This window comes from Cognatiyoonia sp. IB215182 (assembly GCF_033963905.1).
Lineage (GTDB): Bacteria > Pseudomonadota > Alphaproteobacteria > Rhodobacterales > Rhodobacteraceae > Yoonia.
The window spans coordinates 108,397-123,847 of sequence record NZ_JAXBMB010000007.1; the positions used below are offsets into that span (position 1 = coordinate 108,397).

Annotated in this window: 15 protein-coding genes; 5 read left to right on the forward strand and 10 right to left on the reverse strand. The window is 61.3% G+C overall.

Features of this window, described 5'->3' with window-relative positions; all coding sequences use genetic code 11:
- The first annotated feature begins 38 nt into the window (after positions 1-38).
- From SLH47_RS15595 to SLH47_RS15605, 3 genes are all read left to right on the forward strand, one after another.
- Positions 39-734 (forward strand): DUF484 family protein, encoded by a 696-nt coding sequence (locus SLH47_RS15595; protein WP_320240544.1) that lies wholly within the window; start codon positions 39-41, stop codon positions 732-734.
- A complete protein-coding gene (locus SLH47_RS15600; protein WP_320240984.1) occupies positions 731-1,645 on the forward strand; it encodes a tyrosine recombinase XerC in 915 nt (304 codons plus the stop codon). The genes SLH47_RS15595 and SLH47_RS15600 overlap by 4 nt, the downstream gene beginning before the upstream one ends.
- Positions 1,646-1,744: 99 nt before the next feature.
- Positions 1,745-2,443 carry a CDP-alcohol phosphatidyltransferase family protein gene (locus tag SLH47_RS15605; protein WP_320240986.1) on the forward strand — a complete coding sequence of 233 codons (699 nt, stop codon included), beginning with the start codon at positions 1,745-1,747 and terminating at the stop codon, positions 2,441-2,443.
- On the opposite strand, the gene SLH47_RS15610 is transcribed toward SLH47_RS15605, so the two are convergent.
- The 5 genes from SLH47_RS15610 to SLH47_RS15630 form a co-directional block, all read right to left on the reverse strand.
- A complete protein-coding gene (locus tag SLH47_RS15610) occupies positions 2,440-2,892 on the reverse strand; it encodes a methylated-DNA--[protein]-cysteine S-methyltransferase (protein WP_320240546.1) in 453 nt (150 codons plus the stop codon). The two genes, SLH47_RS15605 and SLH47_RS15610, sit on opposite strands and share 4 nt — an antisense overlap.
- Positions 2,889-3,122: a DUF3253 domain-containing protein gene (locus SLH47_RS15615; protein WP_320240548.1), complete on the reverse strand. Its 234-nt coding sequence runs from the start codon at positions 3,120-3,122 to the stop codon at positions 2,889-2,891. Before SLH47_RS15615 ends, SLH47_RS15610 begins: the two co-directional genes overlap by 4 nt.
- Positions 3,119-3,553 (reverse strand): PaaI family thioesterase, encoded by a 435-nt coding sequence (locus SLH47_RS15620; RefSeq protein WP_320240550.1) that lies wholly within the window; start codon positions 3,551-3,553, stop codon positions 3,119-3,121. The genes SLH47_RS15615 and SLH47_RS15620 overlap by 4 nt, the downstream gene beginning before the upstream one ends.
- Entirely contained in the window at positions 3,550-6,510 is a 2,961-nt protein-coding gene (gene ileS / locus SLH47_RS15625) for an isoleucine--tRNA ligase (protein WP_320240552.1), read from the reverse strand. Before ileS ends, SLH47_RS15620 begins: the two co-directional genes overlap by 4 nt.
- Positions 6,511-6,811: 301 nt before the next feature.
- Positions 6,812-8,428 (reverse strand): FAD-dependent oxidoreductase, encoded by a 1,617-nt coding sequence (locus tag SLH47_RS15630; protein ID WP_320240554.1) that lies wholly within the window; start codon positions 8,426-8,428, stop codon positions 6,812-6,814.
- Between the two features lie 111 nt (positions 8,429-8,539).
- On the opposite strand from SLH47_RS15630, the gene SLH47_RS15635 reads away from it, so the two are divergent.
- Positions 8,540-9,760, forward strand: a complete 1,221-nt coding sequence (locus SLH47_RS15635) for an NAD(P)/FAD-dependent oxidoreductase (protein ID WP_320240557.1) — start codon at positions 8,540-8,542, stop codon at positions 9,758-9,760.
- 177 nt (positions 9,761-9,937) lie between these two features.
- Complete coding sequence (locus SLH47_RS15640) at positions 9,938-10,981, forward strand: aspartate-semialdehyde dehydrogenase (RefSeq protein ID WP_320240559.1); 1,044 nt, start codon at positions 9,938-9,940, stop codon at positions 10,979-10,981.
- Here SLH47_RS15640 and SLH47_RS15645 read toward each other — a convergent pair.
- From SLH47_RS15645 to SLH47_RS15665, 5 genes are all read right to left on the reverse strand, one after another.
- On the reverse strand, positions 10,978-11,865 hold the full coding sequence (locus SLH47_RS15645; RefSeq protein WP_320240560.1) for an extensin family protein: 888 nt from the start codon (positions 11,863-11,865) through the stop codon (positions 10,978-10,980). The two genes, SLH47_RS15640 and SLH47_RS15645, sit on opposite strands and share 4 nt — an antisense overlap.
- Complete coding sequence (locus tag SLH47_RS15650; protein ID WP_320240561.1) at positions 11,862-12,785, reverse strand: prephenate/arogenate dehydrogenase family protein; 924 nt, start codon at positions 12,783-12,785, stop codon at positions 11,862-11,864. The genes SLH47_RS15645 and SLH47_RS15650 overlap by 4 nt, the downstream gene beginning before the upstream one ends.
- A complete protein-coding gene (gene hisC, locus SLH47_RS15655) occupies positions 12,785-13,870 on the reverse strand; it encodes a histidinol-phosphate transaminase (RefSeq protein ID WP_320240563.1) in 1,086 nt (361 codons plus the stop codon). The genes SLH47_RS15650 and hisC overlap by 1 nt, the downstream gene beginning before the upstream one ends.
- A 154-nt stretch (positions 13,871-14,024) precedes the next feature.
- Complete coding sequence (locus tag SLH47_RS15660) at positions 14,025-14,819, reverse strand: creatininase family protein (RefSeq protein WP_320240565.1); 795 nt, start codon at positions 14,817-14,819, stop codon at positions 14,025-14,027.
- Entirely contained in the window at positions 14,816-15,451 is a 636-nt protein-coding gene (locus SLH47_RS15665; RefSeq protein ID WP_320240567.1) for an NAD(P)H-dependent oxidoreductase, read from the reverse strand. The genes SLH47_RS15660 and SLH47_RS15665 overlap by 4 nt, the downstream gene beginning before the upstream one ends.

Genomic DNA, 15,451 nt, shown 5'->3' on the forward strand with positions numbered 1-15,451 from the left:
TGCTAACCTGCCAAAAAACAAATAACGAGCAGGCAGACATGAACAAACAAATCATGGCCGATGATCTTCGCGAAAAGATCATTGCAAATCCCAATGTCCTTTTGGAGGATCACGATGTGATGCGCGCCCTGGTGGGTGCCAATGACGATGCGATGGGCAGCAATATCGTCGATCTGCGCGGCGTCGCGATGGAGCGGCTGGAGGCACGGTTCGACCGCCTCGAAGACACGCACCGCAATGTCATCGCTGCCGCTTATGACAATCTGGCCGGCACCAATCAGGTGCATCGCGCGATCCTGCGGATGATGGATGCGCAATCCTTTGATCAGTTCCTGATCGACCTGACCGGCGATGTGGCCGACATCCTGCGGGTCGATGCGATCCGGCTGGTGCTGGAAAGCGCTGATCCGCAGGCGTCCGACGATCTACGCCCGACCGTTGCAGTGATGCCTGAAGACTTCGTCGAAGGCTACATCACCCTGGGCCGCAACATGCCCGCACGGCAGGTCACCCTGCGCAAGTTCCACAAAGTCGGTGGCAGTCTTTATGGTGAGCGTGCTGGCTATATCCAATCCGAGGCCTGCCTGAAACTTGACCTCGGGCGTGACCGCCTGCCGGGCCTTCTGGTGATGGGTAGTGGCGATCCGCAGCAATTCACGCCGCAACAAGGCACCGATCTGCTCGGCTTCTTTGCAGGTGTTTTTGAGCGGTGCCTGCAGCGCTGGCTGGGATGATCTCACCGGCGCTCAGCGATGCATTGGCGCGGTGGCTGGATCATGAACGGGCACTGGCCGGAGCGGCAGAGAACACGCTGAAGGCCTATCAGACGGATGTTCTGGGCTTTCTCGGCTTCATGACCCAGCATCATGGCGCGGCTCAGGGTTTGGGGCCCATCGCGCGCATCTCAGTCCGCGACATGCGGTCGTGGATGGCCCATGAGCGGGGGCGCGGCATCGGTGCCCGTTCGCTCGCGCGGGCGCTTTCGGCCGTGAAGTCATTCTATCGCTGGCTGTCCGAACGTGAAGGGTTTGAGCCGACAGCGGTCCTCTCTACCCGCGCGCCTAAATTTCAGAAGAAACTCCCGCGACCTTTGGCGCCTGATGCGGCCAGTGCGATGATCGACACCGTCGAGCTACAGGCGACCGAACCCTGGATCGCTGCCCGCGACAGCGCCGTGGTCACGCTGCTTTATGGGTGCGGGCTGCGGATATCAGAGGCGTTGGGACTGAAAGGCAAGGATGCTCCCCTGCCCGATGTTCTGCGGATCACCGGCAAGGGTGGCAAGGAGCGGATCGTGCCGGTCATCGATGCGGCACGCGACGCTGTTGATGTCTATCTGCGCCTCTGCCCCTATCCGCTTGAAGACGACAAACCGCTCTTCTGCGCCTTGCGCAGCGGGCCATTGTCGCCACGCGCGATCCAAAAGGTGATGGCGCAAGCGCGGATGCAACTGGGCTTGCCTGCCACCGCCACTCCCCACGCGATGCGCCATTCCTTTGCGACACACTTGCTCGCCGCTGGGGGTGATCTGCGCGCGATCCAGGAACTGCTCGGCCACGCATCGCTATCGACCACGCAAGCCTATACCGCCGTGGACGCCGCGAAGCTGATGGAGGTCTATGACAAGGCCCATCCCAAAGCCTAAGGGCGCCACAAAACGGCCCGCTTCTTGCGTCATTTGCCCGCGATGACCACATCACGAACGACCATTGCCCCCGCCCGCATTTTCGACCATGAAGCCCCGATGACCTTACGCGCCAAAGCCCTTTTCGTTCATCTGCTGACCGCCACTGGTGCCGTTTTTGCGATGCTCGCCATGCTGGCCGCGGTGGAAGAGGAATGGAGCCTCATGTTCCTCTGGCTTGTCGTGGCCTTCTTCGTTGACGGCATCGATGGGCCATTGGCGCGGCGCTATGACGTGAAGACCAACTCACCTGCCTTTGACGGCGTGCTGCTGGACCTGATCATCGACTATCTGACCTATGTCTTTGTGCCCGCCTATGCTCTCTTCAAATCAGGGCTGCTGCCCGGTTGGACGGGCTGGTTTGCGATTATCATTATCACCTTCGCCTCGGCGATGTATTTCGCAGACACTCGCATGAAAACAAAGGACAATTCCTTTTCCGGCTTCCCGGGATGCTGGAACATGCTGGTGCTCGTGATCTTCGCGTTGCAGCCCAATTTCTGGGTCTCGCTCTTTCTCGTAGGCAGCCTGGCGATTGCGATGTTCCTGCCGCTGAAATTCGTGCATCCCGTGCGGACCGAGCGCTGGCGCGCGATCACACTGCCTATGGCCTTGGCATGGACAGGCTTTGCGGGTTGGGCGGCCTGGGTGGATTTCGACCCCAATAGCTGGGCGCATTGGGGCTTGGTGGTGACATCTGTCTATCTGCTTGTGGCCGGGGTCGCCCAGCAGATCATCCCGGCTCGTAAGGCGGCCTAAATCAACAGCCCCGCCGCCCCTTCCAGGCGGAGCAGCGTCACCTTCGACTCAATCCCACCCTCACCCGAATAACCGCCAAGACCATTCGCCGCGAGCACGCGGTGGCAAGGGATCAGGATCGCAATCGGGTTTGCCCCACAGGCTTGTCCGATCGCCTGGGCAGAGACACCCATATCACCCGCCAGATCGCCATAGGTCCGGGTTTCGCCATAGGGGATGGCACAAAGGGCGGCATAGAAATCCTGCTGAAAGGCAGAGCCGCGTGGTGCAAGCGGCAGGGTGAAGTCCTGCCTTTCTCCGGCAAAGTAGCCCTTCATTTCATCCACAAACTGCGCGGCGAGTGGCCCTTCTGTCAGATTGCCCGTCCGCCCCCAGATCAGATGGGTGATCGCCTCCCCGTCGCTGTTGGCTCCCAAGGGACCAACGGGTGTCTCAACAACCCCGCTCATGCCCGACCCAACCGGATTGGCCCCTTGGCCAGCACAGGATCAACCACGACACCTTTTTGGGTTGCCACGATCTCCGGCATCTCAGACGCCACCTCGCGAACCAGTGGCATCAGAGGCCGCCAGTCCTCCGCGAGATCACGCGCCACTTCTGAGGGGCAAAAGGAGGTGTCTGGACGCAGTCGCGCCGCCCGTTCCAACAACGCGACAGACACTGCCGCGCGCCCGATCATTGTAACCCGCGCACGGCCATCATCGTGGCCGAGATCGTGGCAACGACCTTCTCCTGCCCCGCATCAATCGCCACCGCCCGCCCCTCGGTGAAAGTCAATGTCCGGCCCGCCTTGACGACATTGCCCTCAAAGCGGAACGCATCGCCCTTCGCGGGGGCCATGAAGTTGCACTTGAACTCCACGGTCAGCACTTCGGCGTCTGCCTCCATCAGCGTGAAAGCAGCAAAACCGCAGGCACTGTCCATCGCTGTGGTGATCACACCAGCATGCATGAAACCGTGATGCTGGCCGAAATCCGCGTTGAACGGCATCTCCAGCACCACGCGCCCCGGTGCCACATCGCCAACCGTAATCCCCATGGCGGCCATCGCGCCCTGACGGTCAAAATCCGCCCTCATACGCGCGACAGCCTCTGGATTGCGGTAGTTCATCCGCCCAGCGCGTCGTTGCAACGGCCACAGACACCGTCATAGGCGTACATGCCCACATCCGGCAGGATCTTCCAGCAGCGTTGGCATTTGGTGCCTTCGGCGTGGGCGAAGACTACCGCGATATCCGCCACATCTTCCAACCGGAACGCATCTGCGGGCGCGGTTTCGGTGCTGATTTTGATGCCGGAGGTGATGCAAAGATCCTCAAAACTGACCGTTTCCAGCACCGTCGCCACATCGACAGGGACATAGATGGTTGGCGCGGCCTCAAGCGAGGCGCCGATGACCTTGTTTGTCCGCTCAACTTCTAATGCCCCGGTCACAACCCGGCGCGCCTTGCGGACGATTGCCCATTTCTCGGCCAGTTCCGCGTCGCGCCAGGTGGCAGGCGTCTCGGCGAAGTCCTCCAGATGCACGGAACTGTCGTCACCGGGGAACCGCTCCAGCCAGACCTCTTCCATCGTGAAAGTGAGCATCGGGGCGAGCCAACGCGTCAGGCGGTGGAAAAGGATATCCAGAACCGTCCGCGCCGACCGGCGGCGCGGCGTGTCGCCGTCGCAATAAAGCGCATCCTTGCGGATATCGAAATAGAAGGCCGAGAGGTCCACCGTCGCGAAGGTAAAGATCGCCTGGAACACGCCTTGGAAATCGTACTTCGCATAACCGTCCCGTACGACCCCATCGAGTTCGGCCAGTCGGTGCAGCACCCAACGCTCAAGCTCTGGCATCTCTGCCGGTTCAACCCGGTCAGCTTCGGTGAAATCGCTTAGCGACCCCAGCATGAACCGCAACGTATTCCGCAGCCGGCGATAGCTGTCGGCCACCCCTTTCAGGATCTCGTCGCCGATCCGGTGGTCATGCTTGTAATCGGTCGTCGCGACCCAGAGCCGCAGGATATCCGCGCCGTATTGCTTCACGACCTCTGCCGGTGCGATGATGTTGCCGAGGCTCTTGGACATCTTCTCGCCCTTTGCATCCAGCGTGAAGGCGTGGGTGACAACCGCCCGATAAGGCGCATGGCCCATCGTCCCGCAGGCCTGCAGCATTGAGGAATGGAACCAGCCGCGATGCTGGTCGGTGCCTTCCAGATAGACATCGGCCATCCCGTCATCCGATCCGTCCGCGCGGTCGCGCAGCACGAATGCATGGGTGGACCCTGAATCGAACCACACATCCAGAATGTCAAAGACCTGCTCATACTCGTCATGCGGCACGTCATTGCCCAGGAACCGCGCCTTCGCGCCGTCCTGATACCAGGCATCCGCACCCTCGGCCTCAAACGCCTCCAGAATGCGGGCATTCACCGCCTCATTGCGGAGCAGATAATCCGGGTCGGTCGGCTGAGCCCCTTTCTTGACGAAACATGTCAGCGGCACGCCCCAGGCGCGTTGGCGCGACAGCACCCAATCAGGCCGCGCTTCGATCATGGAGTAAAGCCGGTTGCGACCAGTCTTCGGCGTCCATGTCACAAGCTCATCAATGGATTTCAACGCCCGCTCACGGATCGTCGTGCCATAGGTGTCATTCCCATCACCCACCGGCTTGTCGATGGCGGCGAACCACTGGGGCCGGTTGAGGCGGATCACCGGCGCCTTCGACCGCCAGGAATGGGCATCCGAGATCGTGATACGCTTGCGCGCGAGCAGCGCGCCGACCTCAACCAGTTTGTCGATAACCACCTTGTTGGCACCGCCCGGTTTGCCGTTCGTCTTGAGGATTGCCTCACCGGCAAAGAACGGCAGATCAGCGCGGTAAGAGCTGTCATCAAGGATGTTATAGGTCATCGGCAGGCTATGCTTGATCCCGATGGCATAGTCATCATCGCCGTGCGAGGGGGCCGTGTGGACAAAGCCCGTACCCGCATCATCGGTCACATGATCGCCGGACAGCATCGGCACGTCGTAATCCCATTCGCCGTCCGCGCCAACAGCACCGCGCAACGGATGGGCCAGCGTCAGCATGGCAAGCTCATCCACCGAAACGTCCCGCAAACGCCGGATCATCTCATCACCCTGCAAACGGCCAGCGGCAAAGACTTCTTCGGCCAGCTTATCCGCCACGATCATCGTTTCACCGATGGTGGCCCAGCATTCCTCGGGCCGCCCGATCACTTCGTAAAGCCCATAAGAGATATCCGGCCCATAACAGACGGCCCGGTTCTGCGGGATGGTCCAGGGGGTCGTCGTCCAGATCAGGACCTTCGCCTTTTTCAGATCGGTCGCGATATCGAAAAGCGCATCATCGAAATCCGTCGCCTCGTCCAAAAGCGCCAGCGCCTCGGACTTCGGCACAACGGGAAACCGCACCCAGATCGCGTCGGTCTGGCGGTCGTGATACTCCACCTCCGCCTCGGCCAGCGCCGTCTTCTCCACCGGCGACCACATGACCGGCTTTGACCCCTGATAAAGCGTCCCGTTCATCAGGAACTTCTGGAACTCCTCGGCGATCACGCGTTCGGCGTGGAAATTCATCGTCAGATAAGGGTCGGCCCAATTGCCGGTCACGCCCAGCCGCTTGAACTCATCGCGCTGCACATCCACCCAATGCTCCGCGAACTTGCGGCATTCCTGCCGGAAATCGACGACATCGACATCGTCCTTGTTCTGGCCCTTAGCGCGGTACTGCTCTTCGATCTTCCATTCGATGGGCAGGCCGTGGCAATCCCAGCCGGGAACGTACCGCGCATCATGGCCCATCATCTGGCGCGAGCGGACGACGATATCTTTCAGGATCTTGTTGAGCGCGTGGCCGATATGCAAATGACCATTTGCATAAGGCGGGCCGTCATGCAGGGTGAAAGGCGGGCGACCCTCCTTTTCGCGCAGGCGGTCATAAACGCCAATCTCTTCCCAACGGGCCAGCCAGTCAGGTTCGCGCTTGGGCAGGCCCGCGCGCATCGGGAAGTCGGTTTGGGGCAGGTTCAGGGTGTCTTTATAGTCAGGTGTGTCGGCGCACATCGGTTGCGTCCTTTGAGGCAATCATCATGAAAGGGTGTAGGAGCGGTGCGCAAACGCAGACACCTTTTCCCGGCCGGTCCAAGCGTCAGACCGCCGGGCAACTAATGCGTATGATCATCAGGCTCAGCATGCGCGCGCTTATAGGACCAGCGTTGAGAAGGGTAAAGACTTCACGCACATCCTCTTTTGGCCCCAAATATCCCCGCCGGAGGCATCCGACCGCCCAACATGCGGAAGACCCGACAGGAAGCGTCGCCGTGCCACTGGCAGAACCGGGCATGCGCGGCAGCGCACCATTTTTTCAAGCGTTCACAACGTCCCAGACCTTGGAAATCACGACCGAGCCTTCGCCCACGGCAGAGGCCACGCGTTTGACCGATCCCGCGCGCACGTCACCAACCGCAAAAATGCCATCATGCGATGTCTCATAGGGGGTTTGGCGCCCCACTGCCTCGCCGGTCAGGACAAAGCCCTTTTCATCCAATTCCACCAACCCCGATAACCAGCCGGTATTCGGGGCGGCGCCCACCATGATAAAGGCCGCGCGCGCATCGATCTCTTGCTTGCTGCCATCTGCCTTGTGCAGGACCGTTACTCTCTCAAGATGTGTATCGCCCTCCAACGCGCAGATCTCACACTGATAATGGATGGTGATCGCCGGATCCGCCTCAAGACGCGACAGAAGGTAATCCGACATAGAGGCGGCAAGACTTGGCCCCCGCACAGCCACATGCACATGGCGGGCCGTGCGCGACAGATACATCGCCGCCTGTCCTGCCGAGTTGCCGCCCCCGACGACAACGGCATCGGTGTCGCGGCAATAGCGGGCCTCCACATCAGTAGCGGCGTAATAAATGCCCGCCCCCTCAAATTCTTCAAGCCCGTCGAGCGGCAATCTGCGATACTGGACACCCGTCGCAACGACGACCGCCCTGGCACACACCTCATCGCCGTCATCAAGTGTTGCGCAAAACACGCCGTCCTCGCGTTGCATGAGCGCACGCACGCGACGCGGTACCGCGAATTGCGTGCCGAACTTCATCGCCTGCACCTCGCCCCGCCAAACAAGATCCGCGCCCGAAATACCCGTCGGAAACCCCATGTAGTTTTCGATCCGCGAGGACGTCCCCGCCTGCCCGCCGATGGTCAGATCCTCAACCACCAGCGCACAAAGGCCCTCGGTCCCCGCATAAACGCCCGCTGCCACACCTGCAGGGCCGCCGCCCACGATCAGCACATCAAAAACCCGGTCGTCGCGCACTGCCATATCGAGGCCCAGCATTTTTGCGATCTTGCTTGGCGTGGGGTCGGGAACAACATCATGCTTGCCAAAAATGACCGCAGGCTTCGCCGCCCCGATATTGCAGGAATGGGCGACAGCCTCTGCCTCGTGCTCTCCCAAGGTCAGACTGCGGAATGGGATCTTGTTGCGTCCGGCAAAGGCGGCGATTTGCCGGATATTGCGGTCGGCCTCTGCTCCGATCAGCGTCAGGCTCGCCTCGCCGCTTTCCAAAAGGCGCCGGCGGCGGGCCGCAAAAACCGTGATGATGATATCGGACATCTCTGGAACGCGCCCCATCAGTTCCAGCATCGGTTCCCGCTCCACCGTGATGACACGGGATTTTTCTATGCAACGCGCGCCCATCATCGCCTTGCCGCCGGATAGAAAGCTGATCTCACCGAAAAACTGCGTCGGCCCCAGAAACGCGCCGCCATAGCGGCCGCCGGTGCGAGGATCGACCGCTTCAACCGCGCCCTCAACCACATAGTGGAAGGTCACGGCAGGCTTGCCATATTCCTGCAGCATTGCACCCGCTTCCCATTCCCGCTCGACCCCGATTTCGCGCAAGGCAGCAACATGACTGTCATGCAAAGGGGTGCGCACCATCGTGGTGAGATCTTGGGCGAGGCTTTCCATCGGATTCTCCTTTTGTCAGGTCAGAAGTTAACGTCATTTCAGCCCAAGGAAACCGGGGAGCAGCCAAAATCACGCATTGCGCGCATCTGACAGGCTTGTCATCAAGATCAAATGACACCGCGCAGGAATATCGCCATCATCGGCGCCGGAATTGGCGGGCTCACTGCCGCCGCGCTGCTGTCCGATCAGGGACACAACGTCGAGATCTTCGATCAATTCGCACAACCAAAACCGGTGGGATCGGGCCTGGTGATCCAGCCGGTTGGTCAGGCGGTGCTCGATGTGATCGGCGCTGGTCTAATGGCGCGCAAGAAGGGCCAAAAGATCAGTCGTATGCTAGGCCACGAAGCAGACCACGGCAGGCGGGTGCTGAATGTCTGGTATGACCGGCAAGGGCGCGAGAATTGTGGCCTTGGCATTCACCGTGCGTCGCTCTTTGCGACCCTTTTTGACGCGGTAGGAACACGGGAAATTCCGATCAAATCAGGTCATTTGGCCACGGGTGCCGACAAGGGATATGTCAGCTTTGACGGGCGCGAACCGCAGGGCCCCTTTGATTTGATCATCGATAGTGCCGGTGCCCGTTCTGCCCTGTCTCCGCTGAAAGGATATGACCTGCTCTACGGCGCGATTTGGGGCACGGTCGATTGGCCGGAGACCGACCTGCCGATTGATCAACTACGCCAATGCTACCGCCGGGCGGATCGGATGATGGGTGTCCTGCCCATCGGCACTTTGCCCGGCGACACAAACCCGAAAGCCGCGATTTTCTGGTCCCTGCCGCGTGATGGGCATCAGCGCTGGCAGGATGCCGGTCTTGCGGCGTGGGTTGATGAGGCAACTGCGCTTTGGCCCGATTTCGCCCCCTTTGCGACGCAGATCACCGACCCGTCCCAGATGACGATGGCGCGCTACAGCCATGGCACGATGCGCAAACCTTGGTCGTCGGGTCTTGTCCATATCGGCGATGCCGCGCACCGGGCGAGCCCGCAATTAGGCCAGGGGGCTAACATGGCGCTGCTTGATGCGCTGGCGCTCTCTCAAGCGCTGGAAGTGGCCGAGGGCGACGCGGCCCTCGCCCTTTATGCCAGGGCGCGGCGCTGGCACGTCATGGTCTATCAAGCGATGAGCGCCGCATTCACCCCGCAATATCAATCCGATAGCCGTTGGCTCCCTGCTTTGCGGGACCGCGTGCTTTACCCGCTATCGCAGGTCCCGCCCGGACCCAGCATCCTCACTGCCATTGTCTGCGGCACAATGCTGCCACCCACTGGGCGGCTTTCAACGCGCGCATCACAGGAGAGGCTTGCCGTCAAAGCCGCAAACCGCTAGACGGCGCACATGGCGATGATGACCAAGAAAACCATGACCACAAAGACCACCGCTCTGGCGGAGGTTTGTTTGGCATGGGTGCATCACCGCTAGGAAAAGCCAGACAAAGCCCCGCCGGACCGGACGGGGCGACGCTGACCATCACCCCGTCTTCCGCCAAAACACAGGAAGACAGATATGAACGCACTTACTCCAGACCCCATAGACCTGCCCGTAATCGCCATCGTCGGCGCAACCGGTGTTGTTGGTCAGGCCCTGATAGACAGCCTGCTCCGACGCAACTTTCCGCTGCGGCAACTTCGCCTTCTGGCCTCACCGCGATCAGCGGGCACGTCAATTGCTTTTGGCAATCAGGCCATTGTCGTGGCAGCGCTGAGTGAGACAAGCTTTGATGGCGTCGATGTCGCCTTTTTTGCGGCAGGCGCCACGATCTCAAAGAAATTCGCGCCGCTCGCCGTCGCTGCGGGCGCGCGCGTGATCGACAACTCCTCGGCCTTTCGCATGAACGATCAGGTGCCACTTGTGGTGCCGGAGGCAAATGCACATGCGCTCGCAAAAGAGGCCCCCATCATCGCCAACCCCAACTGCATTGCCGCGATCTTGACCACAACCCTCGCCCCGCTTCACGCGGCTTGGTCCATCACGCGTTTGTCACTAACTACCTATCAGGCCGCATCAGGCGGCGGAGCTGCGATGATGGACGAACTGGAGGTCGGCACACGCGCCGCATTGGCAGGTGAGGATTTCAGCCCGCAAGTCCTGCCGCACCCTTATGCCTTCAACTTCTTCAGCCATAACGCCGATGTCGACCCCGAAACTGGCTACAATGGCGAAGAACTGAAGGTCATCGCCGAAACCCGCCGCATCCTTGATCTGCCCAAACTGCCCATTGGCGTGACCTGCATTCGCGTCCCGGTTTTGCGCGCCCATGGCATCGCCCTTTCAGTGCGGTTTACTGATCACGTTCCGGGCGATTGCGTGCGGCGCGCAATTGCAGATGCGCCGGGCCTGCGGCTGGTCGATGACCGGGCTGCGAACCACTTTCCAATGCCCAGCGAGGCGTCTGGCGGAGAAGACGTGCTGGTCGGACGTATTCGCGCCGATTTGGGTGATCCGTCAGGCCGCTCTGTCACGATGTTCATCGTGGGTGATCAATTGCTGAAAGGGGCCGCGCAGAACGCCGTGCAAATTGCCGAGACTTTGCTGAGACTGCCTGCCTAGCGGCAGAACGGCCCGCTGCGATACTGTGCGGTGTCGAAATGGAAATGGCCGCGGTGAAATTGGTCCGATTCTGGCCCCAGAACGGTGCCAAACGGTCCGCAAGCCGCGCGCCACATCTGGCGGAGTTGCGCGCCGTCCTCAGCCGAGTTCCAGTCGGTGAGCAATGTCATCTCGCTCCCGTCACGCAGCCGGATCCCTGCAATATCAATGGCCCGGCCAAACGAATGTTCGGAGAGACGCGCAGTCGGCTGATGGTTGCGGGTCCGGCATGAATAATGCCCGACCACCCGCAGGGCGGCCACGCCACCACCTTCGCTGCCCACCGCCGGGATCACCCCACGCTCCACCCAGGTTTTCAAAGCGGCGGCGGTGCGGCAATCCATGGTGGCCTGCTGGCTCAGCGCGACACCGGCCACAGACCGCACTTTGACCGCTGACGAGATACCGCAGGCACCGGGTCCAGGCACCGCACCAATCGCTGTGCCTTGAATGGCAGGATCGCCGCAGACCTGACCACGCAGCCGCGCGATCCGCCGTTCTTCTGCCGCCGCTTCAATCGACGCGGGCCGCAAAAGCGGACGCATAGATTGCCTGAGGGCCAATGGGCTAAATGCGAAGAGGTTCTGTTCGGCGCGGAAAATCGCCCGCGTCTGCGCGCCAAAGGCAAGATCAGGCCGGGTATAGGGCCGAGGGACCGGGCGCAACGGAGTCCCAGCCAGCTTTGCCGCTATGGAGCCGCGCATGAGCGGTCGCACCGTCTTTTCGTCTGGTGTTTGCACGATCACCGGCGCCGTTGCGGCAACCGGCCGCGCAATGGGGCGCACATCCTGGGCAGCAACCGGACCCGCCAACAGGCAGGCCAGAAGACCTGCCCAAACCCTCATCCCTGACGCGCCTTGACGCGGCCGAAGTCCGGGGCGTCCGTGTCCTGCCCCGCCTCAATGATCCCGCGCCGGATCGCGCGCGTACGGGTGAAATAGTCATGCAGGTGATCGCCGTCTTCCTGGCGGATGGCGCGTTGCAAGGCGAACAGCTCTTCGGTGAAACGGCCAAGGATTTCGAGCGTCGCTTCCTTGTTGCTGAGAAACACATCGCGCCACATCACCGGATCAGAGGCCGCGATGCGGGTGAAATCGCGGAAGCCTGCTGCAGAATATTTGATCACCTCGCTATCGGTCACCCGGCGCAAATCATCGGCCACGCCCACCATCGTATAGGCGATCAGGTGTGGCGTGTGGCTGGTGACAGCAAGCACGAGGTCATGGTGTTCGGGGTCCATCTCCTCGACCAGCGCGCCCATGCCTTTCCAAAGCGCGGTCAAGCGCCCCACCGCGTCGGCGTCGCTGCCCGGAACCGGGACGATGATCGTGTAGCGGTCATCAAAAAGTTCAGCAAAGCCCGACCGTGGCCCGGAATGCTCCGTCCCCGCGAGGGGGTGCGCGGGGATGAAATGCACACCTTCAGGCACATGCGGGCCCACAGCGTCAATCACATTGCGCTTGACCGACCCGACATCACTGACCGTAGCCCCCGGTTTCAAAACCGGGCCAATCTCGCTCGCCACAGCCCCCATCGCACCCACTGGTACGCAGAGGACGACCAAATCAGCGTCCTTCGCCGCCTCGGCTGCGCTTTCGGTAATTGTATCGCACAGCCCCATCTCGCGCGCGATCTCGCGGGTTTCAGCGGATTTGGCATAGCCCACGATTTCTCCGGCCAACCCGTCACGCCGCATCGCATGCGCCATGGATGAGGCGATCAGCCCCAGCCCAATCAGCGCGACCCGTTCATAGACCTGCGCCATCAGGCGACACCTTTAAACTGCGCGACCGCATGGGCCACGCGGCGGCAGCCGCTTTCATCTCCCACAGTGATCCGCAAGCAATGCGGCAGGCCGTAGCCTGCGACCTTGCGCACGATGATGCCCGCGCCGCGCAAGTGCTCGTCGCAGGCATTCGCCTCGGCCTCATCGGCAAAGCGCGCGAGGATGAAGTTGGCCGTCGAGGTATCCGAAGGCACGCCCAATTCCGCCAGCGCATTCGCCAACCAGTCGCGCCATTTGGCGTTCTCGATCCGGCATTTTTCCGTATGCGCCGTATCGCGCACCGCAGCCTCTGCCGCTGCGAGGGCAGGAGCCGACAGGTTGAAAGGCCCCCTGATCCTATTGAGCACGTCAATCACCGCTTGCGGGCCATAACCCCAGCCCACGCGCATGCCGCCCAGCCCGTAGATCTTGGAGAATGTGCGCGACATCACCACGTTTTCGCGCGCCTCGACCAGGGCCTTGCCTGCATCGAACCCATCGACGAACTCCGCATAGGCCCCGTCCAGCACCAGAAGCGCTTGCGATGGCAGCCCTTCAGCCAGACGCGCCACCTCGGCTTGCCCGATCATCGTACCGGTCGGATTGGCCGGATTGGCGATAAAGACCAGCCGGGTCTTGTCAGTGCAAGCGGCCAGAACCGCATCCACATCCACCACACGCTCATTCTCGGGCACGACCACGGGCGTCGCCCCACAGGCGCGCGCATAGATCGGGTACATCGAAAAGCCGTGTTCGGTGAAAACCACCTCGTCGCCGGGACCGGCATAAGCCTCGGACAGCAGCTTGAGCACCTCGCCTGACCCAACGCCGCAAAAGACGCGGGCCGGGTCAACATCCCAGACTTCGGCAATCGCCTGACGTAAGGCCGCATGATCGGTTGACGGATAAAGATGCAGGCTATGGCTCGCCCGGATCGCAGCCTCTTTCGCGGCATCAGACGGCCCCAGCGGGTTTTCGTTCGACGACAGTTTGAGCACATTGCTCACCCCATCCAGATGCGACGCGCCACCCCTGTAAAGCGCAATCTCCATGATGCCGGGTTGCGGTTTGAGCGCCGTTTCCATCTGGTCTGTCCCTTGATCGTTTGGGACCTTCTATCGCCGTGTCAAAGGCAAGGCCAGTGCGAAGGTGGCGTGCATGCTTGCGCCATAACACACGGCGCGTTTTCCCACCTCATTCTGTAAGCAGCAGTCGGTTCTTGGCCGCCCGGGCAACGCCCTAGCGGGCTGTTGGCGCGTCCGAGATCGGTTCAAACCCGCTAATGTCCTGCGCGGCGATCTTTTGCAGCACGGTGATCACATGGCTGACATAGTGATCGGCCGTCTTGCGCCCCTTTTCAGCCGTCGCCAGATGCGCCTCGCCGGCCACACCGGCTGGGTTCACATCCGAGGCAATCCAGCCATGGGCGACCGCACCAACGGGCGGGATATCGCCTTGGCTATGGCTCCAGCGGAAATCCTGCGCTTTCGCCATATCCACCGTATCGGGCCGGAAATGCAGCATCAGAGAAGTCTCATTATCGCCGCCATGAATGCCCTGCGCCATTTCTTGCGCGCTGTAGACACCATCGGGCACACCGCCAGCGCCCCAACCCATGCGCACGCAATACATCCCCGCCTGCACCCGCAACTCCCGCGCGACAATGGAAATGAGATCGGTATTGCCCCCATGACTATTGACGATCAGCATCTTGCGCACGCCTGCGCGGGCGACAGACAGCCCGATTTCGGTCCAGGCCTTCAGCGCAGTTTCGGCTGTCAGGGTCAGTGTGCCGGGGGCGTAGAGGTGCTCGTTTGACTTGCCAACCGCCATGATCGGCAGCAGTCGGATATCAAGCTCTGCCGGGCAACGCTCGGCCAGCAGATCGCAAAGGCCCTGATTGATCATCGTATCGACGCCAACCGGCAGATGCGGCCCGTGCTGTTCGACCGCCGCCGTGGGCAGGATCGCAATCGTTTTGGTGGGATCAATCCGCAGATCGGTCGCCGGATAGTCGATCCAGTAGCAGCTCATTGCGTCTGAGCCTGCGGTATCGCAGAGGATGTCTTGACACCCGTCAGCTTGTCGACCTGCCGAGCGACCTTGGCCAGATGTGCCTTTAGTGCATCCTCTTGCGCACTGTCCATCAGATAATGCGCCGCAAAGACCTTGCGCGTCCGCGGCGCCAGCAAAAGGCCCACTCCCCGCATCAATGTCCGCTTGCCCGGCGCGCCAATGAACATGGTCAGCCAGCGGCTCGCGCCACAGGTCGTAAAGACGCCCAACCGGTCGATGTGATGCAGGCCCGGTTTGATATTGTCGCCCTCACCTTTGGGCATGATGAACGCCACATCGGGCAAAAGCACGCGGTCGAGCCAGCCTTTCAGCATCGCTGGCAGCCCATACCACCAGGTCGGATAGATAAAGATCAGCGTATTGCACCACGTCACGTCAGCCACCTGATCCGCAACGGGTGCCTGATTGCCGGGGCAATCAAGATAGTCTGTCCATTCATCGGTTGTCAGCACCGGCTGGAACCCTTGGGCATAAAGATCATGCAACCGCACCTCAGCCCCTGCCGCCTGCAAGCGCTCCAATACGGTATTCCGCACAGCAGCGCTGAAAGACCCTTCGCGGGGATGGCAGTACACGACCAGGGCGCGCAT

Excerpts from the sequence above, each read along its gene's own strand:
- SLH47_RS15595 (WP_320240544.1), top strand. The coding sequence starts at position 39 with ATGAACAAACAAATCATGGCCGATGATCTTCGCGAAAAGATCATTGCA.
- SLH47_RS15600 (WP_320240984.1), top strand. The coding sequence starts at position 731 with ATGATCTCACCGGCGCTCAGCGATGCATTGGCGCGGTGGCTGGATCAT.
- SLH47_RS15605 (WP_320240986.1), top strand. The coding sequence starts at position 1,745 with ATGACCTTACGCGCCAAAGCCCTTTTCGTTCATCTGCTGACCGCCACT.
- SLH47_RS15610 (WP_320240546.1), bottom strand. The coding sequence starts at position 2,892 with ATGAGCGGGGTTGTTGAGACACCCGTTGGTCCCTTGGGAGCCAACAGC.
- SLH47_RS15615 (WP_320240548.1), bottom strand. The coding sequence starts at position 3,122 with ATGATCGGGCGCGCGGCAGTGTCTGTCGCGTTGTTGGAACGGGCGGCG.
- SLH47_RS15620 (WP_320240550.1), bottom strand. The coding sequence starts at position 3,553 with ATGAACTACCGCAATCCAGAGGCTGTCGCGCGTATGAGGGCGGATTTT.
- ileS (WP_320240552.1), bottom strand. The coding sequence starts at position 6,510 with ATGTGCGCCGACACACCTGACTATAAAGACACCCTGAACCTGCCCCAA.
- SLH47_RS15630 (WP_320240554.1), bottom strand. The coding sequence starts at position 8,428 with ATGGAAAGCCTCGCCCAAGATCTCACCACGATGGTGCGCACCCCTTTG.
- SLH47_RS15635 (WP_320240557.1), top strand. The coding sequence starts at position 8,540 with ATGACACCGCGCAGGAATATCGCCATCATCGGCGCCGGAATTGGCGGG.
- SLH47_RS15640 (WP_320240559.1), top strand. The coding sequence starts at position 9,938 with ATGAACGCACTTACTCCAGACCCCATAGACCTGCCCGTAATCGCCATC.
- SLH47_RS15645 (WP_320240560.1), bottom strand. The coding sequence starts at position 11,865 with ATGAGGGTTTGGGCAGGTCTTCTGGCCTGCCTGTTGGCGGGTCCGGTT.
- SLH47_RS15650 (WP_320240561.1), bottom strand. The coding sequence starts at position 12,785 with ATGGCGCAGGTCTATGAACGGGTCGCGCTGATTGGGCTGGGGCTGATC.
- hisC (WP_320240563.1), bottom strand. The coding sequence starts at position 13,870 with ATGGAAACGGCGCTCAAACCGCAACCCGGCATCATGGAGATTGCGCTT.
- SLH47_RS15660 (WP_320240565.1), bottom strand. The coding sequence starts at position 14,819 with ATGAGCTGCTACTGGATCGACTATCCGGCGACCGATCTGCGGATTGAT.
- SLH47_RS15665 (WP_320240567.1), bottom strand. The coding sequence starts at position 15,451 with ATGCGCGCCCTGGTCGTGTACTGCCATCCCCGCGAAGGGTCTTTCAGC.